This window comes from Vibrio sp. 11-4(1) (assembly GCF_013048625.1).
In the GTDB taxonomy this organism is placed as follows: domain Bacteria; phylum Pseudomonadota; class Gammaproteobacteria; order Enterobacterales; family Vibrionaceae; genus Vibrio; species Vibrio diabolicus.
The window spans coordinates 1-18,788 of sequence record NZ_VHSY01000015.1; the positions used below are offsets into that span (position 1 = coordinate 1).

Annotated in this window: 13 protein-coding genes, 1 tRNA gene and 1 rRNA gene; 6 read left to right on the forward strand and 9 right to left on the reverse strand. The window is 46.8% G+C overall.

What is annotated here, in order from left to right; genetic code table 11:
* Position 1 precedes the first annotated feature (1 nt).
* The 4 genes from rrf (at position 2) to FKN16_RS21535 (ending at position 3,908) form a co-directional block, all read left to right on the forward strand.
* Positions 2–118 (forward strand): 5S ribosomal RNA (gene rrf / locus FKN16_RS21520).
* 46 nt (positions 119–164) lie between these two features.
* Positions 165–241: transfer RNA gene (locus FKN16_RS21525), tRNA-Asp, on the forward strand.
* A 941-nt stretch (positions 242–1,182) separates the two neighbouring features.
* Positions 1,183–2,754 (forward strand): ABC-F family ATP-binding cassette domain-containing protein, encoded by a 1,572-nt coding sequence (locus tag FKN16_RS21530; protein WP_170903510.1) that lies wholly within the window; start codon positions 1,183–1,185, stop codon positions 2,752–2,754.
* Positions 2,751–3,908, forward strand: coding sequence for an MFS transporter (locus tag FKN16_RS21535; RefSeq protein WP_170903511.1), 1,158 nt, complete (start codon positions 2,751–2,753; stop codon positions 3,906–3,908). Before FKN16_RS21530 ends, FKN16_RS21535 begins: the two co-directional genes overlap by 4 nt.
* Positions 3,909–3,982: 74 nt before the next feature.
* Here the strand turns inward: FKN16_RS21535 and fis are convergent, their stop codons facing one another.
* The 9 genes from fis to FKN16_RS21580 form a co-directional block, all read right to left on the reverse strand.
* Complete coding sequence (fis, locus tag FKN16_RS21540) at positions 3,983–4,279, reverse strand: DNA-binding transcriptional regulator Fis (RefSeq protein ID WP_000462885.1); 297 nt, start codon at positions 4,277–4,279, stop codon at positions 3,983–3,985.
* Positions 4,280–4,302: 23 nt separating this feature from the next.
* Positions 4,303–5,271 carry a tRNA dihydrouridine synthase DusB gene (dusB, locus tag FKN16_RS21545; RefSeq protein ID WP_005382505.1) on the reverse strand — a complete coding sequence of 323 codons (969 nt, stop codon included), beginning with the start codon at positions 5,269–5,271 and terminating at the stop codon, positions 4,303–4,305.
* Positions 5,272–5,410: 139 nt separating this feature from the next.
* Positions 5,411–6,298: a 50S ribosomal protein L11 methyltransferase gene (gene prmA / locus FKN16_RS21550; protein ID WP_005397838.1), complete on the reverse strand. Its 888-nt coding sequence runs from the start codon at positions 6,296–6,298 to the stop codon at positions 5,411–5,413.
* 165 nt (positions 6,299–6,463) lie between these two features.
* On the reverse strand, positions 6,464–7,807 hold the full coding sequence (gene accC / locus FKN16_RS21555) for an acetyl-CoA carboxylase biotin carboxylase subunit (protein WP_170903512.1): 1,344 nt from the start codon (positions 7,805–7,807) through the stop codon (positions 6,464–6,466).
* A 14-nt stretch (positions 7,808–7,821) separates the two neighbouring features.
* Positions 7,822–8,283, reverse strand: a complete 462-nt coding sequence (accB, locus tag FKN16_RS21560) for an acetyl-CoA carboxylase biotin carboxyl carrier protein (protein ID WP_170903513.1) — start codon at positions 8,281–8,283, stop codon at positions 7,822–7,824.
* 61 nt (positions 8,284–8,344) lie between these two features.
* Positions 8,345–8,794 carry a type II 3-dehydroquinate dehydratase gene (aroQ, locus tag FKN16_RS21565; RefSeq protein WP_170903514.1) on the reverse strand — a complete coding sequence of 150 codons (450 nt, stop codon included), beginning with the start codon at positions 8,792–8,794 and terminating at the stop codon, positions 8,345–8,347.
* Positions 8,795–9,097: 303 nt separating this feature from the next.
* Positions 9,098–11,050 (reverse strand): acetate--CoA ligase, encoded by a 1,953-nt coding sequence (gene acs / locus FKN16_RS21570; protein ID WP_006742998.1) that lies wholly within the window; start codon positions 11,048–11,050, stop codon positions 9,098–9,100.
* Positions 11,051–11,288: 238 nt separating this feature from the next.
* Positions 11,289–11,918: a 3'-5' exonuclease gene (locus FKN16_RS21575; RefSeq protein WP_005382363.1), complete on the reverse strand. Its 630-nt coding sequence runs from the start codon at positions 11,916–11,918 to the stop codon at positions 11,289–11,291.
* Between the two features lie 35 nt (positions 11,919–11,953).
* Positions 11,954–13,780, reverse strand: a complete 1,827-nt coding sequence (locus tag FKN16_RS21580; protein ID WP_161445900.1) for a DUF294 nucleotidyltransferase-like domain-containing protein — start codon at positions 13,778–13,780, stop codon at positions 11,954–11,956.
* Positions 13,781–14,010: 230 nt separating this feature from the next.
* Here FKN16_RS21580 and FKN16_RS21585 point away from each other — a divergent pair, with 230 nt between their 5' ends.
* The gene (locus tag FKN16_RS21585; RefSeq protein WP_005397849.1) at positions 14,011–15,198 is read left to right on the forward strand and encodes a 3-phenylpropionate MFS transporter; all 1,188 of its coding nucleotides are present in this window, start codon (positions 14,011–14,013) and stop codon (positions 15,196–15,198) included.
* 134 nt (positions 15,199–15,332) lie between these two features.
* A complete protein-coding gene (locus FKN16_RS21590) occupies positions 15,333–18,764 on the forward strand; it encodes a PAS-domain containing protein (RefSeq protein ID WP_170903515.1) in 3,432 nt (1,143 codons plus the stop codon).
* Positions 18,765–18,788: the final 24 nt, after the last annotated feature.

Consider the following 18,788-nt stretch of genomic DNA (forward strand, 5'->3'; position numbering starts at 1 on the left):
GCTTGGCGACCATAGCGTTTTGGACCCACCTGATTTCCATGCCGAACTCAGAAGTGAAACGAAATAGCGCCGATGGTAGTGTGGGGCTTCCCCATGTGAGAGTAGGACATCGCCAGGCTTTAAATTTTGGACACTTGCTGATTACAAGCGAGTGATACCACTGCGGAGTGGTAGTTCAGTTGGTTAGAATACCGGCCTGTCACGCCGGGGGTCGCGGGTTCGAGTCCCGTCCACTCCGCCACTTATATTAAGCCTCAGTCGAAAGACTGGGGCTTTTTTCGTTTTGATTACCCGACTTACCTTAACCCCATTTCCATATTGAAACCTTGCATCGAGAGGCAGACTTCCCTCTTCGCGATGCTTTCTAAGCCCTGTCATGACGAGTTGATGCGCAATTCTATGCGGTTTCTGCTGAACCGGGTCCCAGTCTCGAGCGCTAGTTTTGAGCCCCTGTGCTTACTTACCAAAGCTTCCTTTATTATTACCTGGAAAGTTTATTCACTAGGTTATGTTATTTTCAGGGATGATTTCTTTGCTTTAGATGTTGTGATTTAGCCACCGGCGCTCATTAAAATAAGCTCAGCGTATTTAAAACTTTCCTAACATGGATTTTGTTTGTAGATCTATTTAAGCCAGTGTCTGCCTTAAAGGATATTTGCTACTTCTTCCCCTCTAACCGTCTCCAACCGATAAAGCCACCACTACGTACGTATAACGTGAGCGGTATAGGTGCTCTCATAGCTGTGTGTGCTGAGTAAGTCGTTCACCTGGCACATTGACTGAGGAAAGGTCTTCTTTCAGTGGACCTTCGTGTAAGTCACGATAGTTCTAATAATTATCTGGTACTTTTTATTCTAAAGGTGTACGCTTCACATCGAATGTTTTTTCGACAGTAAACCATGTTATATCTCTTGTTTAAAAGCTTTGTAAGAAGGCTGAACTCCGTGCAAAAAACGCGATGAAGTGTTGCTCGGAGTCTTAAATTAATCTTCATCAGGTGTTTTATGCGTATAACTTCGCTGAAGTTATACGCAGGCGTCTGTACACCTGATAAAAGAGAAGAGATGGCCGGTGATATTTCATCATCGGCCTTTTTGTATCTGTTAAGCAGCTACAAAGCATTATCCAGTATTGAAAAAAGGGCCGGTATTGATCACCGGCCCTTTTTATTTGGTTAAAAACATGAGTATTTTACAAGTTAAAAATTTGTCTTATCAGATCGCTGATAAGAGTTTATATAACAACGTGACATTTCGAATTAACGTGGGAGAGAAAATAGGTATCACTGGAGCGAATGGCGTTGGAAAAAGCACCTTATTAAAACTGCTTACCGGTGAATTATCTGCAGATAAGGGCTGCATTGACTGGTTACCAAACCTTGAGGTGGGGTATTTAGAGCAACATTTTAAGATGGATAATGCGCTGAAGGTTGATGAATGCTTAAAGAGTGCTTTTGAGAACTTATACGCTGCCGAGCAGAAGCTTTGGACTTTGTATCAGGCGATGACCGAGTCTCACTCTACATCTCTTTTAAGCCAAGTCGCCCAACTACAGGCATATTTAGAAGATGAAGACTTCTATGCAATTGATACCAAAATTGAACAAGTTGCTGTAGATCTTGGCATTTATCAATTTGGCTTAGACACACCGCTTGTCTCGCTAAGTGGGGGTCAAAGACACAAGGTCCTTTTAGGGAGGTTGTTACTCCGCAACCCCGATGTGTTAATTCTCGACGAGCCGACAAACTATCTTGATGCTCTGCACATTGAATGGTTGGTCACGTTTCTCAACGAGTACACTGGCACTGTTTTACTGGTTTCTCATGATATTGACTTCCTTAATCAAGTAGCGACCAGTATTTGTGATATTGATTATCAAACGGTCCGAAAATACAGCGGCACTTATGTCAAAGCAATGCAGCAAAAGAATCACGACGGTGCTTTGTTAGAAAAGCAATATAAGGCTCAGCAAAATGAAATTCGAAAGTTAGAGCAATTTATTGCCAAAAATGGCGCTGGAGTTAACGCGAGTCTTGCTAAGGGACGCAAGAAAAAACTGGATAAAATCGAACGTATTCAACTGAATCATATAGAGAAAGTATCGATGTTTGACTTTGCTCACCAGCCTATTGGGCAACAGTATGTGATTGACGCAAAAGCGTTGAAGATAGGTTATCAGCAGCCTCTGCTTCCTGCGCTTGATATCACGTTAGCGCGCGGGGAGAAGTTGGTCGTTTCTGGTTTTAACGGCGTAGGTAAGTCGACTTTGCTTAAAACCCTTATGGGGGAGATCGAGCCGCTCTCTGGTGAGGTGGTATTGGCAAAAGGTGCAATGATTGGGTATTTTTCTCAAGATTTGTCTTGGCGTCACCCTCAGCACACGCCTGAGCAGGAGCTATGCTCTTGTGATCCAACGATATCAAGCAAAGAATCACGCAAGATATTAGCTCGCTTTGGGGTCACCGGAGATAAGACGCAGCGCCACCTAGATACATTAAGTGGAGGTGAGCAAACTCGCGTGAAACTTTGTTGTTTATCAGTCCAGAAATGCAATGTTTTGCTGTTGGACGAGCCAACGACACATTTGGATAGCAGCAGTAAAAATGCGCTTAAAGAGGCTCTCCAGCGCTTTTCTGGTAGTGTGATTGTGGTATCTCATGAGAAGGCGTTTTTACAATCTTGGCCTGATAGAGTTTTAGATATTTCGTTGCTCACTTATGCTGAATCGGAAACAGAACAGGAGGTGGAGCTATGATGCAGTCCATGATCCTATTTCTTGTTGCTTTTCTTGTTGGTGCTGATGAGTTGATGCTTGGATCTATTCTTGAACCTATCGGAAATGATTTAAGTGTTCAACCGAGTCAGGTTACGTTATTTATTACGGCATATAGTTTAGCTATAGCAATTTGCGCTCCTTACCTGGGACGTTTATCAGACCGGGTTGGGCGTATTCGTATCATGTTGCCTGCTTGCTTCGTATTTGGGGTTGCGTCTATTACGACGGGCATAGTTCATGATTTTGAACTTGCGATTGCAAGTCGAGTGATCACAGGTATTGCAAGTGCAGGCATGTTGCCAATTGCATTTGCGTTGGCGGGAGACGCGAAGGGTAATAGAGCGATGCGTCAAATTGTGATGGTTCAGGTGGGATTAACGCTGGGTATGATAACCAGCCCAGCGATCGGAGCATTGCTGACCCAGCTTTTATCATGGCGTGCCGCTTTTATTATTTTGGGCGTTGCGGCTCTTCTTGTCGGTGCCATGAGCGTAGTGTTCATGAACAACAAGCATAATGAGTCCAAGAAGTCAGATACTCTGCCACCTATCACAGACGTCATTCATCTTCCAGGCGCGTTGAGGGCTATTCTAGCGATGTGTTTAGGCCTAGGGGGAGGTATTGGTGTATTTAACCTGATAGGCCTTCATATTCGAGATACCAGCGAGTTGGCGCTCGGTTGGGTGGGCGCTATTTATGCTGCTCTAGGGATCGTGAGTGTGGTTGGAAATATGTGCGTGGGGAGAGCTTGCCGTTGGCTTGGTAGCTCTCGAGCCGTTATGCGAGTGGCTTTAATGGTGTGCATACCTTGCAGTGCATGGGTGTTCTCAAATGAGATGAGTACGGTGACCGCTTATCTTCCAGCTCTAGTGCTCTGGTCTCTTGCTGGAGGGGTAGGCTCTCCGGCGTTACAAGCACATATAGCAAGCTTATCTGATGAACATCGAGGTGTGCTGATGTCTTCTGGAATGAGTATGATGCACTTTGGTGTCGCGATTTGGTCTGCCTTGGCGGGCTTTGCTTATTCTGTAGGTAGTGAATGGGTCGCTGTCGTGGCTTTGTTATTGTTTGGCTCAGCGGTAGTTATATTAAAGCCAGTTGGTAATGCTGAACAAAGTGAGCGTTATTCGTAGTGTTTTAGTAGATAAAGAAAAGCCGTTACCTAAAAAGGTAACGGCTTGTTCCAAATACTTTTTGAAAGCCGGTCTTAGTTCATGCCGTATTTCTTAAGTTTTTTGCGAAGAGTACCGCGGTTGATACCCATCATAGTTGCCGCGCGAGTTTGGTTACCGCGAGTGTACTGCATGATAGTATCTAATAGTGGCTGTTCAACTTCAGCTAGAACTAATTCGTATAGTTCTGTTACTTCCTGGCCGTTTAGTTGAGCAAGGTAGTTTTTAAGAGACGCTTTAACAGAGTCACGTAAAGGCTTCTGAGTAATCTGGTCTTGTGACGTTACTGTAGTTACTGTTAATGCTTCTGAAGTCAGATTTTGTTCGAACATATTCGGTCTAGCTCTTCTCTTAATTATGATGCAACGTTATCAAAATAACCTTCTAACGCCTCAATTTGCAGCGGAGCTGCGTCGATAGCGTTGAAGGTACGGCGAAACTCACTTGCCTGTTCATGCTCTTTCAGGTACCACCCAACGTGCTTGCGCGCGATACGTGGACCTAAGAACTCCCCATAAAATTCATGCAGAGCATTCACATGACCAAGCATAATGGTTTTCACTTCCTCAGTTGGAAGCTCCTCCATTGTGGTGCCGTTTTCCAAATAGTGATGGATTTCCTGGAAAATCCACGGACGACCCTGGGCAGGGCGTCCAATCATTAAAGCGTCCGCACCGGTGTACTCCAGTACAAATTTGGCTTTCTCCGGGCTATCGATATCACCGTTCGCGATAACCGGAATTGAAATCGCCTCTTTTACCGCTTTAATGCTGTCGTATTCGGCCTCACCTTTGTACATACATGCTTTCGTTCTGCCATGCAGAGCAAGAGCTTGTATGCCGCAGTTTTCGGCTAATTTAGCGATCTGGACACAGTTCTTGTTGTCTGTATCCCAGCCAGTTCGAGTCTTTAACGTTACAGGAACGTCCACTGCATTCACGACCGCTTTCAAAATCTCTTCGATAATGTTTGGGTATTGAAGCAGAGCAGAGCCCGCTAGCTTCTTATTCACTTTTTTTGCCGGGCAGCCCATGTTGATGTCGATGATTTGTGCACCGTTCTCAACACTGAATTGAGCTGCGTCCGCCATAAGCTGTGGATCGGAACCCGCAATCTGTACAGAGCGAATGCCCGATTCGCCCTCGTGTACCATGCGCTGTTTCGACTTTGACGTTCCCCATAGTTTTGGGTTAGCAGACATCATTTCACTGACGGCCATTCCCGCACCATAGCGAAGACACAACTCGCGAAACGGTCTATCCGTTACACCAGCCATAGGGGCTACGATTAGATTGTTCTTAAGTTGATAGTTTCCGATTTTCAAAACGTCATCACAGTTCTGTACCAGCAAGGGCGCGCATTTTACGCATTTTTTCACTGCGTGAAAAGACTAATATTTGAGCATTTACAAATTGTTTTTGTAAATTGTATGAATTTCAAACAATTAGCTCTGAAAACCTTGTCTAGCCTTGCTTACGACCAGAGATGCGACACCATTCACTTTGCTCAACAATCGGGTCAATGTGAAGCTCGTCACGGTAATAATTCGCAACATCTTCGGCTTGGGTGTCTAATACGCCAGACATTGCAAGGTCGCCATTTGGTTTAACTAGGCCTTTAATGATTGGTGCAAGTTCACGCAGTGGGCCAGCAAGAATGTTAGCAACAACCACGTCTGCAATCAGACCTTCTGGTTGGTTTTGCGGTAAGTAAACTTCTAGTTTGTCGGCAACGCCGTTACGCTCTGCGTTGTCTTTCGAAGCAAGCAGTGCTTGAGGATCAATGTCGATCCCTATCACTTTTTCAGCGCCCAGTTTGATCGCCGCGATCGCCAGAATGCCAGAGCCACAACCGAAGTCGATAACGGTCTTACCGCTTAAGTCCATGCTTTCTAGCCACTCAAGACAAAGTGCTGTTGTAGGGTGAGTACCCGTACCGAATGCAAGGCCAGGATCCAACATAACATTAACAGCGTCAGGATCTGGAATGTCGCGCCAGCTTGGACAAATCCATAGTCGTTCACCAAATTTCATTGGGTGGAAGTTTTCCATCCATTCGCGTTCCCAGTCTTTATCTTCAAGCTGTTCTACTTTGTAAGCAAAATTGTCAGCCAGCATATTGCTCGCTTTAATTTGGTCGATGATGAAGTTAGTGTCTGCTTCTGCATCATACAGTGCCAGAATATCAGTATCGCCCCATAAGCGAGTTTCGCCAGGTAGAGGTTCGAATACAGGTGTATCCTGCGCGTCTAAGAATGTAACAGACAGCGCGCCAGTCTCTTCCATTAGCATATCGCCGATTTGCTCAGCGTTTTCATTGGTCGCGTTGAGTTTGATTTGAATCCAAGGCATTGGTTTTTGCTCTTAAAGTGAATGAAGTGGCGCAGAGTTTACCAGAACTCTACGATTTGTTTGAGTATATACCCAAATAAGCCTACGTATCTGTTGAACGCTTAGAGTACATACAAAACAAAAATGCCCACGGGTGTGGGCATTTTTTAAGACGTTAGCTAAGGCTTATTGTAAGCCGAGCTTCTTCTCTAGGTAGTGGATGTTTGCACCACCATGCTGGAAGTTTTCGTCATTCATAATGGAGAATTGCAGTGGCACGTTGGTTTTGATGCCTTCGATGATCATCTCACCCAGAGCATTCTTCATGCGCGCAATCGCCACATCACGGTTTTCACCGTACGTGATTAGCTTACCAATCATTGAATCGTAATGAGGTGGTACTGTGTAACCAGAATAGATGTGTGATTCCCAACGCACACCCATACCACCAGGCGCGTGGAAACGCTCGATCTTACCTGGAGATGGTAGGAAGCGTTCTGGGTCTTCTGCGTTGATACGGCACTCAATCGCATGGCCACGGATCTTAATGTCATCTTGAGTGAATGACAGAGGTTGACCCGCTGCAACGCGAAGCTGTTCTTTGATTAGGTCGATGCCGGTAACCATTTCTGTTACTGGGTGTTCTACCTGAATACGAGTGTTCATTTCGATGAAGTAGAATTCACCGTTCTCGTACAGGAATTCGAACGTACCTGCGCCGCGGTAACCAATTTCGATACATGCACGAGTACAACGTTCACCGATGTACTTACGCATCTCTTCAGTGATACCTGGTGCTGGCGCTTCTTCCACTACTTTTTGGTGACGACGTTGCATTGAACAGTCACGCTCACCAAGGTGGATTGCGCCGCCTTGACCGTCAGCGATAACTTGCACTTCAACGTGACGAGGGTTTTCTAGGAATTTCTCCATGTAAACCATATCGTTGTTGAACGCTGCTTTTGCTTCAGCACGCGTCATTGCAATCGCTTGAATTAGGTCTTTTTCTGCGCGAACGACACGCATACCACGGCCACCGCCGCCACCAGACGCTTTGATGATGACTGGATAACCAATGCGTTTAGCAAACGCCTTGTTTTTCTCTTCGTCGTTGTCCAGAGGACCGTCAGAGCCAGGTACACAAGGAACGCCAGCTTTCTTCATTGCGTTGATAGCCGACACTTTGTCACCCATCAGGCGGATAGTGTCTGCTTTTGGACCAACGAAGATGAAACCACTGCGCTCAACTTGCTCAGCGAAGTCTGCGTTTTCTGACAAGAAGCCGTAACCAGGGTGAATGGCAACGGCCCCTGTTACTTCTGCTGCAGAAATAAGTCGTGGGATATTTAGGTAGCTGTCGATACCACGAGCAGGGCCGATACATACGGTTTCGTCTGCGAGTAGTACGTGCTTAAGATCGCGGTCAGCTGTCGAGTGAACAGCGACGGTCTTAATACCTAACTCTTTACAAGCGCGAAGAATACGAAGTGCAATTTCACCTCGGTTCGCGATGACTACTTTGTCTAGCATAAGGCAAGCCCCGCTTATTCGATTACAACAAGAGGTTGGTCGAATTCAACTGGTTGGCCGTCTTCAGCTAGGATCGCTGTAACAACGCCAGATTTGTCCGCTTCGATTTGGTTCATCATTTTCATTGCTTCAACAATACATAGCGTATCGCCAGCATTTACTTTCTGACCCACTTCTACGAATGCTTTAGAGTCTGGGCTTGGAGAACGGTAGAAAGTACCAACCATTGGAGAAAGAACTTGGTGACCTGCAGGCGTTGCAGCTGCTGGAGCTTCTGCTGCTGGCGCTTCTGCTACTGGTGCCGCTGTTGGAGCAGGTGCCGCTACTGGAGCTGCTGCGTAGTGAACTGGTGCTTGAGGGGCTGCAGTGCCGTGACGACTGATGCGTACTGACTCTTCACCTTCAGAAATCTCTAGCTCAGCAATGCCAGACTCTTCAACTAACTCAATTAGCTTCTTGATTTTACGAATATCCATCTTTTCTTTCTCTTTTATCTTGTGATTAAGACAACCCTCGTGGGGTTGCAGAGTGTTAGGGTTACTTTGCCTGTAGCTTATTAATCGCGGCAGACAGAGCGAATTCATAACCTTGTGCGCCTAAACCGCAAATCACGCCTTCTGCTTTATCTGACAGATAAGAGTGATGACGAAATGATTCACGTGCGTGCACATTTGATAAGTGCACCTCAATAAATGGGATGGCGACGCCAAGTAATGCATCTCGCAGTGCCACACTGGTATGAGTGAAAGCCGCTGGATTGATGATGATGAAGTCAATCTTGCCATAAGCAGCATGAATGGCTTCAATCAGTTCGTACTCACGATTTGATTGTAGGTGTTCCAGTTCCACCCCAGCGTTATGAGCTTGCTTCGTAAGAGCATCCACAACTTGTGCTAAGGTGCTGTGACCATAGTGTGTCGGTTCGCGCAGACCCAATAGGTTAAGATTTGGTCCGTTTAGAACAAGAATCCGTGACTTTGCAGACATTATGTTGCTATCTTCCCTTATCGTGAGTGGAACGTTTATATTCCCAAATATACGATAGTTCAGCACGATTTTTTTGTTAAAACCGAGCAAATTTTAAAAAATCGACCAAGATTATAGCTAATTCATAGCAATTAGCAGCAATTTACTGGTCTAATCTCCTAATAGCCACCTTCGTTTCTGTAACCAAGTTAACAAAAACAACATAATTGCCATGTTCTTTGTGTGGCTAATTTGTGCGCAAAAGCAAAAAACCGCCATGAGTGATGGCGGTTTTTAAAGTGCTTTTAAAACAGTTGGTTGAATTTATGCCAATTCTGCTTTCTCTGCGATGAGTTTGTCTACCACGCTCGGATCGGCAAGCGTTGACGTGTCTCCGAGGTTGCTTGTATCGCCCGTTGCAATCTTACGCAGGATTCGACGCATTATCTTACCAGAGCGAGTCTTCGGTAAGGAATCCGTCCAGTGCAGTACATCTGGTGTCGCGATTGGACCAATCTCTTTACGCACCCAATCTTTAACTTCTTTGTGCAGCTCAGCTGACGGGAATTCACCATCGTTCAATGTAATGTAAGCGTAGATAGCTTGGCCTTTGATGTCATGTGGAATACCAACAATCGCCGCTTCTGCAATCTTGTGGTGCGCCACTAGCGCTGATTCAATTTCAGCGGTACCCATACGGTGACCCGACACGTTCAGTACGTCATCAACACGGCCTGTGATCCAGTAGTAGCCGTCTTCGTCACGACGCGCACCATCACTGGTGAAGTACATACCCTTAAAGGTTGAGAAGTAGGTCTGTTCAAAGCGCTCATGGTCGCCGTAAACCGTGCGCATCTGGCCTGGCCAAGAATCAAGGATAACCAAGTTACCTTCAGCAACGGTATCTTCAAGAATGTTACCCATGTTATCGACAAGAGCAGGTTGGACGCCGAAGAATGGGCGAGTCGCAGAGCCTGGTTTTAGATCGGTTGCCCCTGGTAGTGGCGCAATCAAGATGCCGCCAGTTTCCGTTTGCCACCAAGTATCGACGATAGGTGAGTTCTCGTTACCAATCGTTTTGTAGTACCACTCCCACGCTTCTGGGTTGATTGGTTCGCCTACTGAGCCCATGATGCGCAGGCTTGAACGAGATGTGCCTGCAACCGCTTCATCACCTTTTGCCATTAGCGCACGAATCGCGGTTGGGGCGGTGTATAGAATGTTGACTTGGTGTTTATCAACCACTTCGCTCATACGGCTTGTGCTTGGGTAGTTTGGTACACCTTCGAATAAGATGGTCTTCGCCCCATTTGCTAGTGGACCGTAGATTAGGTAAGTGTGACCGGTAATCCAACCCACGTCCGCGGTACACCAGAAGGTTTCGCCTGGTTGGTAATCGAACACATATTTGAAGGTCATCGCCGCGTAAACGAGGTAACCGCCTGTTGTGTGTAGTACGCCTTTAGGTTTGCCTGTTGAACCTGAAGTGTAAAGGATGAAGAGCGGATCTTCGGCTTTCATCTCTTCTGGTGGGCAAACGTCAGAAACGTTAGCTGTTGCTTCGTGCCACCAAACATCACGATGTTCATGCCATTCGACATCACCACCTGTACGTTTAAGCACCAACACTTTATTGATGGTTTTTACGTCTGGGTTAGTTAGTGCTTCGTCCACGTTCTTTTTCAGTGGAACGGCACGCCCGCCACGCACGCCTTCATCAGCGGTGATCACGACTTTAGCGTCAGAGTCGATGATACGGCCAGAGAGAGCTTCTGGTGAGAAACCACCAAATACAACGGTATGAACCGCACCGATGCGGGTACAAGCGAGCATAGCCACTGCGGCTTCTGGCACCATTGGCATGTATAAACACACCACGTCGCCTTTACGTACGCCTTGCTCTTTCAATGCGTTGGAGAACTTACATACTTCTTTGTGCAGTTCGTTGAAAGTGAGTGTTTTGTCGTCGGCTGGATCATCGCCTTCCCAGATGATTGCGACGTCATCCCCGTGTTCTGCGAGATGACGGTCAATACAGTTAGCCGAGACGTTCAGTGTGCCGTCTTCAAACCAACGAATGTCGACATGACCAGTATCGAAAGAGGTGCTTTTTACTTTGGTGAAAGGTTTGATCCAATCAACGATTTTGCCGTGTTCGTTCCAGAAGCCCTCTGGATCGGTTACCGACTGCTGATACATGGCTAAGTAAGTATCATTATCCGCGTGTGTATGAGTTTTAATATTTTCTTTTACCGGATAAACGTGGGCTTCGCTCATGGCTTCTCTCCTTGTGCCTTATTTCTCGGCCTTACACCAATCTAGATAAGATTTTGAATATGTTTTTGTAGGGCTGTTTTTTTGGTTCTAAATAACTTGGTCGTGGTAATGACGACGTTGTGCTTATAACTGTCAGTCACTGCGCGTATTTCCACAATTAGACTTTAGGATGAGAGTGAAGGAAGCGCCGTGAAATCGCTGAAACAAAAGTATTTCTGGGAGCTAGGTCAACTGATTTTTATGTATACGGCGCGGTTAGGTTGGGCAAATCGCCTTTCGTTAAGCGAACAAAGACCAAAGCGGCAGAAATCGCATCTTGTAAAGCGTCGTGTTTATCTTGGATAGGAAGTTCGAGGTGTTTACAAATCGCATCCAGACTTAAGTCGAAATAGGCATTCGGCAAATGTCTTTCCAGCTTGTCGTGATAAATCTGACTTACCTCGATGAGCGGGTTAGGAAGTGGAAAGCCAAGTTGCCTCAGACAAGCAAGATCTAAGATCTTTTTATCGTAACGAATGTGATAACCGACAAGTGGTCGGTTGCCGATAAAGTCGAGCAGCTCGAGCAGCGCCTCTTTTTCGCTAATCCCGTCGACTAAGTCTTGGTGGCGAATTCGATGAATTTTGACTGAGCCAGAATCGAGCGATTGCGGCGCGCGTAAGCGGACTTCAAATGGCTGGCTAGTGATGATGCGGTTGTCGATGATCTTCGTGGCCGCAATGGTCACCAACTCGGCGCGATTTGGATCAAGGCTGGTGGTTTCGCAGTCGAGAGAAACGTATTCTGTTTTATCGGGCGTGCAAAAAAGCGACTGATAAGGAGAGCCTTTCAGTTTGTAGTGCCAGTATTTGCGTTGTAACCAGTTCATTGCCTACGCCTCTGTATGATTTATGAAAATCATGGTTAATCACGAATTTGATAGTGGAAGCCTAAAAATTGCTTAAATTTTTTCACTACATGTAAGCTGTGGCGAAGTAAATCACGCTCGGTTCTATCCAGTTGTTTAATATCAATGTTATTCAATGCTTCTTGCTTTTTGAGTTGTTGATTAAGGCGAACCTTAAAGAACAATTTCAGTGCTTCGTTGAGGTTATCTGCCGTTTCAGGCTCTAAGATGCGTTTTTTCCGAAGTGCTTCAATGCGCTCAAACGTGTTCTTCTCCTCAATGGCATATTCCAAAGACAAGGTGCGAATGCCGTGCACAATTGGGAAAATGCCGCCGCGTTTAATATCTAACCCGTCCTTAGCACTTTTTACGTTGCCAAAGAGAGTTAGGGGCACAGAAAACTGCAAGGCAGGGCGAGTAAAATCAGACAGTATCAACATGCGATCTTTCATTGTGTCGCGAAGGTGGGTCGCGATTGGAGCCAGCAGTTCGCGATTTCCCGCAACAGCATGGGCGTCACTGAAAATGGCTAAGTCCATGATTTGTTGTGGTTCGGCTTTGGCTATCCAGCGGTCTAAGGTGTTTATCCACTCTTGCTGCGTTTTGACCCATTTCGGGTTGTTGACCATGACTTTACCCGGGCAAAGTGGATAACCGAGCTGTTGTAGAGTGTGCGTGAAGGATTGCATCACTTGTTCGCAATGAGGCCATTCCAAACCATCTTGAATAATTAGAGCATTGTCTTGGTCTGTCTTGAGAATTTGTTCTCCTCGACCTTCTGAGCCGAGTACGATTAAGCAGCAATGATCGTGCAAGGCTGGTGGAACCACTAACTCGAACGCTTTTTCGATAATTTGCTCGTTCACGGCGGAAATCAGCTCCATGATAAAGCGAGTGCGGATGCCGTTTCTCAATAAACTCTCGACCAATTGACGCTGGCGGTTTGAGGCCAATGCGAGCTCTTCCACACTGCTTGCTCTGGCAATACTGAGCGTTAACACGTGAGAGTGGGTGGAGAACGCGCTGAGAATTTGGGTCATATCCAGCATGCCGACGGCTTGGTTGCCATCACATACCATGAGACGTTTCATTCGATTTCGGGTCATGGTGATCATGGCGTTGAATAAAAAATCACCATCATCAACGTGATAGACAGGAAAGGTGGCGATATCACCAACAGGGGTATTGAGTGCGCTGCCATCTAACATCACGGAGTGCAGCATGTTGGTTCGCGTCACGATGGCGTATGGATGAGCCGAGGGCCATTTTTCTAATCGCGGATCGTCATCATTGAGTTTGACAAGTGCTGCATCGATCCCATTTGCTTTTAGGGTGTGCGTCACCTCGTTAATCGGCGTATTTGGCTCAAGGATCATCGGTGGGTGATAAATGCTGCGGTCCACTTTGGTGAGGATAAACTCTGCCAAGTTTTGTTGTTGGTGAGCGGCTTCGATGAGTTCTTGTCGCTTTGATAAATTGTTATCGAAATAGGCCGCAAACTGACCATTCTCGTTGTAAAGCGCCAGAAAGACGTCTTTCGGTAGCAGATAGGAGAGCGTGTCTTCAAGTGCGATGTATTGATGACGTACGTTGTCTTCAAGTAACGAGCGCACATCAAACATATCGTCGTTGGCATAATGCGCGAACACTTCCTGCTGATCTTGGGAGCGCTCTTCTACCGCGCCTTTGATCAGAATATGCAAGTGAGGGTTCTTCTGTCCGCAAGATAAAATTACATCTCGAGCTCGATAGTAGGCAACGTCCAGAGACGAGCGCAGTCGTGTCTGTTGTGCTTCGGTTAAGCGGTCGAACGGTGGAGATTGCATGTTAAATTTGTCAGGCATGAGAACACCCAATGATGGAAGGAACACTCTCTAAGTCTGACAAATTTCCTACCGGAAGCCAGACGACTTTGGTCTAAATCACGATGATTTCGCTTTAAGATGGCCAATGTCGCAAAGTTAGTATTCCATCGAGGAAACGATAAGTTGCCTATTCTTCCCTTTTTATAATACGCATAGCGATCCATAATTCCCGGTTCGAACGTTGATGTTCCCGTTTTAGGATATTAGTAATGTTGAAACCTTCTCCGTATGGCTGGATTTCCCAGTACTTTCTCGGATTCTTCTTTGCGTATGGCGTATATCTGCCATTTTGGTCACTTTGGTTTAAGGAGCAAGGTGTCTCTTCAACCGACATCGGTTTGCTAGTTGGGTTAGGTCTTGCGACACGTTGTGTCGCCAATATCGTGATCACCCCACGAGTGCACAAAGTTGAACACCTTATGCCTGCTTTACGTTGGTTGAGTTTCGCTGCCCTCCTTTTTGTTGGATTTCACTTTTTTACAGGTGGCAGTTTTTGGTTAATGGCGTTAGCGACGGTGCTATTTAACCTCTGTTGTGGACCGATTGTTCCATTATCGGATGCGATGGCAAACTACTACGCTCGTCTGAAAATGCTCGACTACGGCCGTACGCGCTTATGGGGCTCGATCGCCTTTATCGCGGGTTCGACGGCCGTGGGTTATCTGGTGGCTGAATTTGGCTCTGATATGATCTTGTACACGGCGATGGCTGGGGTATTAGTTTCGTTGCTATTTTCAATGCGTATGACTAACCCGATGCCCGTTACGCTTGGTGGGCAAAGCGCGGAGCGTCCAAAACTGAGTGCTCTTTTGACTGACAAGCCGATACTTAAATTCTTAGTGTTGGTGTCATTAATTCAGGGCAGTCATGCGGCTTACTACGGTTTTAGCGCTATTCACTGGAAAGCCGCAGGTCATTCGGAAGATGTGATTGGCTATCTGTGGAGCTTGGGTGTTGCAGCCGAAGTGGCAGTGTTTGCGCTGAGCAAGCGTTTATTTGTCGGTTGGTCAATGCGCGCGTTATTTGTTGTTGCTGCCGTTGGTGTGATGATGCGTTGGGGCATTACGGCATCGACAACGTCGATTGTTGCTTTGGTGATTGTTCAATTATTGCATGGCGTGACCTTCGCAACGGCACACATTGCTGCAATTCAATATATCCAAAACTCGGAAGAAAATAAGATAGTGGCGCTGCAAGCATTGTATAACGCGATTCCGCTAGGCGCATTCATCGCACTGATGACCGTGTTGAGCGGTTGGGGTTATGAGCACTGGGGACCACTTGTGTTCTGGGGCATGGCCGCGATGGGTTTATTGGCATTGTTCATCAAGCTCGAACCACAAGAGCCACATCATGTGGTCGATGTATCAGACAAGTCACTGGAAACACAGAATTAGACTTCTGTGACAAAGGTTAAAAACTAAGCTTTGTCTCCGTTGTGAAAGCAGTGTTAAATGAAACCTCTCCCTAATGGAGAGGTTTTTTTATTCTCTTGCTTTAAAACGGCAAGAAAGGCAAGAAAGGATATCGGATGCAAGGATGGCTGGTGGTTCCCGTTTCTTTGGCGTATTTGGGAGCCTTATTTATCATCGCGTGGTACGGCGACATTCAGAAAAGGTGGTTAGCACGCTGGCGGCCGTGGATTTATAGCCTTTCCATTGCGGTGTACTGTACATCGTGGACCTTCTACGGCACGGTCGGGCAGGCCAGCAGTAACCCTTGGTCTTTCTTGCCCATCTATATTGCCCCCATTTTAGTGTTTACCATCGGATGGCGCGTTTTAGCTCGGCTTATTTTGATTGCTAAACGGGAACACATCACGTCGATTGCTGATTTTATCGGAGCTCGTTACGGCAAATCTCAAGGTTTGGCCGTAGTTGTTACACTCATTGCAGTTGCGGGAATTTTGCCGTACATCGCTTTGCAGTTGCGTGGTATCACCATGGGGCTAGAAATCATTGCCCCTGAACTGGCTACCGATTTTGGTTATCAAAACGATAGCGTGTCGTGGTTTGTCGTGGTCGCACTGGCAATTTTTACCATGCTATTTGGTACCCGGCACATTGATAACACGGAACACCATCGTGGGATGATGATGGCGATTGCTTTCGAATCGATTATCAAACTGTTGGCGTTTTTAGTGGTCGGTGTATTCATTGTTTGGTTGGCGATGAACACCGAGAATTTGAGCTTAGTTGATGTTGCCGCACAGACGTATCAGTCACCGAATATTCCGACGATATTGATTCATACCGTACTCACGATGCTGGCGATTGTTTGTCTTCCACGACAATTCCATACTATGGTGGTGGAGAACGAACGCGCGCAAGATTTGCATGTTGCTCGTTGGTTGTTTCCCATTTATCTGATCTTGATGGGGATTTTTGTTTTACCTATTGCGTGGGTAGGGCAAGGTTTGTTGAGTGGTGCTTCGCCTGATACTTATGTGATCAGTGTGCCGATGTCGGTAGGGGCGAGTGAAATCGCTTTGCTTGCATTTTTAGGTGGCACTTCGGCGGCCAGTGGCATGGTTATCGTGTCGACGATTGCCTTAGCGATCATGGTATCGAACGACTTGGTTATGCCACTACTATTGCGTCGCATGCGATTGACGCAGCGTAACCATCATCACTTCTCTGAATTATTACTGCGGATCCGCCGTGGTCTGATTTTAGTCCTACTAATTGGCGCTTGGGGTTTTTATCAAGCGTTAGATACCATTCACTCACTCTCAGCGATCGGCTTTCTCTCATTTGCGGCGATCACGCAATTCGCGCCTGCGCTGGTGGGCGGTATGTACTGGCGTCAAGGGAATAAGAAAGGTGTGTATGTTGGCTTGGCGGTAGGCTTTACCATTTGGCTGATTACGTTAATGAGCCAAACGGACATGCTTGCCGGGAATGCCAGTAACAACTTTTTGATTTGGTTGATCACCCCACCAGAGGTATTGGCTGGCTTTGACATTGCGATTTCAGATTGGGGGATGATCCTCAGCGTGGTCGCCAATGCAGTGTGTTTTGTCGTGGTTTCTATGACTACACGACCAAGCCTAAGTGAGCGCTTACAATCGGCGTCATTCGTTGGTACGCCACTGCCTGAAAGCGAAAACATGAGCCTATACCAGAGTCGTGTTACGGTTGCTGAACTAGAAATGCTAGCGTCTAGGTTTGTTGGGCGAACGCGAGTAAAAGCGGCTTTTCAAGCGTATTGGAGCCAGCAACGAGAAGAGCTAATGCCGAATCAGCAAGCGCCATCTTCTCTGATTCGACATACCGAACGTGTATTAGCCGGGGTATTCGGTGCTTCTTCTGCTAAGTTAGTACTTACTTCTGCCCTGCAAGGAAGAAACATGCAGCTTGAAGAGGTGGCGACTATCGTCGATGAAGCCTCTGAACTGTACGATTTTAGCCGAGGCCTACTTCAGGGGGCGATTGAACATATCGGCCAAGGTATTGCGGTGGTCGATAAGCAATTACGCTTGGTGGCTTGGAACCAACGCTACTTAGAACTCTTTGAATTTCCGCCAGGCTTGATCCAAGTTGGGCGACCGATTGCGGATGTGATTCGGCACAATGCAGAGCAAGGTTTATGTGGACCAGGCGATCCTGATGACCACGTCCGTCGTCGCGTTTATCATCTTGAGCAAGGGACTCGGCACACCTCTTCTCGGGTTCGTCCTGATGGTCGCGTGATTGAGGTACAAGGTAACCCAATGCCAGGTGGTGGCTTTGTGATGAGCTTTACCGACATCACCGTATTCCGTGATGCAGAGCAAGCGCTGAAAGACGCCAACGAGACATTGGAAGAAAGGGTGCGTCTGCGGACTCGGGAATTAGAACAACTTAACAAGCAGCTGGTGGCAGCGACGCAACGCTCCGATTTGGAATCGAAGTCCAAATCACGGTTCTTGGCGGCAGTAAGCCATGACTTGATGCAGCCACTCAACGCTGCGCGCCTGTTCGCTTCTTCATTGTCGGAAGTAGCCAAAGACAGCGAAGCTAAAAAGCTGTCGGCTCACATTGAGAGTGCTTTAGAGGCGGCCGAAGACCTGATAGGAGATTTGCTGGATATTTCGCGCCTGGAGTCGGGCAAGCTGGAAGTCAATATGCACGGTTTTGCGTTAAACGATGTGTTGTCGAATTTGAATGCGGAGTTCAGCGCATTAGCCAAGCAACAAGGTATAGCATTCACCATGATTCCATCCTCACTCATGGTGAAATCGGATCCCAAACTGCTGCGCCGTGTGGTGCAAAACTTCCTGACCAATGCGTTTCGTTATAACCCGAATGGCAAAGTGGCGCTCGGTGTTCGCCGGGTAAAAGGGCGAGTGCGTATTGATGTGTGGGACAACGGTGTAGGTATTGAAGAAGAGAAGCAGCAAGAGATCTTTGAAGAGTTTAATCGCGGAACTCAAGTTCGTTCTGACCAAGGTCTCGGGCTTGGTTTGGCGATTTCCAAGGGAATTGCTCAAGTGCTCGGGCATGAAATTTCGATGCGTTCTTGGGTCGGGAAAGGCAGTGTCTTTTCTATCACGCTTGATAAAGCCGATCATGTGCAGCCGCACCCAGTTCAAGTCACGACAAGTAACCAATCTGAACTTGGTCATCTGAGAATCCTTTGTGTCGATAATGAGCCTGACATTCTAGTCGGCATGGAAAACTTACTGTCTCGATGGGGCTGCGATACACGAGTTGCAATTGATTTAGTTGAAAGTCTACAAGCGCTTGAGGATGGTTGGATTCCGGATGTAATTTTCTCCGATTACCGACTTGATGATGGTCGTACTGGCTTGGAAGTACTACAGCAATGTCGCTTGAGACTAGGCAGCTGCTTTGAAGGTGTCATCATCAGCGCGGATCGCACCGATGATATGCTTGATGGCATCAAGGCAAATGGGTTCAGCTTTATTGCGAAGCCAGTTAAGCCGCTTAAATTGCGTTCGGTGCTCAACCGCGTCGCATAGATTTAGAGTGTTTTAGCGTTGCTA

Excerpts from the sequence above, each read along its gene's own strand:
- prmA (WP_005397838.1), bottom strand. The coding sequence starts at position 6,298 with ATGCCTTGGATTCAAATCAAACTCAACGCGACCAATGAAAACGCTGAG.
- FKN16_RS21575 (WP_005382363.1), bottom strand. The coding sequence starts at position 11,918 with ATGAACTGGTTACAACGCAAATACTGGCACTACAAACTGAAAGGCTCT.
- fis (WP_000462885.1), bottom strand. The coding sequence starts at position 4,279 with ATGTTCGAACAAAATCTGACTTCAGAAGCATTAACAGTAACTACAGTA.
- FKN16_RS21535 (WP_170903511.1), top strand. The coding sequence starts at position 2,751 with ATGATGCAGTCCATGATCCTATTTCTTGTTGCTTTTCTTGTTGGTGCT.
- accB (WP_170903513.1), bottom strand. The coding sequence starts at position 8,283 with ATGGATATTCGTAAAATCAAGAAGCTAATTGAGTTAGTTGAAGAGTCT.
- FKN16_RS21590 (WP_170903515.1), top strand. The coding sequence starts at position 15,333 with ATGCAAGGATGGCTGGTGGTTCCCGTTTCTTTGGCGTATTTGGGAGCC.
- FKN16_RS21580 (WP_161445900.1), bottom strand. The coding sequence starts at position 13,780 with ATGCCTGACAAATTTAACATGCAATCTCCACCGTTCGACCGCTTAACC.
- accC (WP_170903512.1), bottom strand. The coding sequence starts at position 7,807 with ATGCTAGACAAAGTAGTCATCGCGAACCGAGGTGAAATTGCACTTCGT.
- FKN16_RS21530 (WP_170903510.1), top strand. The coding sequence starts at position 1,183 with ATGAGTATTTTACAAGTTAAAAATTTGTCTTATCAGATCGCTGATAAG.
- acs (WP_006742998.1), bottom strand. The coding sequence starts at position 11,050 with ATGAGCGAAGCCCACGTTTATCCGGTAAAAGAAAATATTAAAACTCAT.
- aroQ (WP_170903514.1), bottom strand. The coding sequence starts at position 8,794 with ATGTCTGCAAAGTCACGGATTCTTGTTCTAAACGGACCAAATCTTAAC.
- FKN16_RS21585 (WP_005397849.1), top strand. The coding sequence starts at position 14,011 with ATGTTGAAACCTTCTCCGTATGGCTGGATTTCCCAGTACTTTCTCGGA.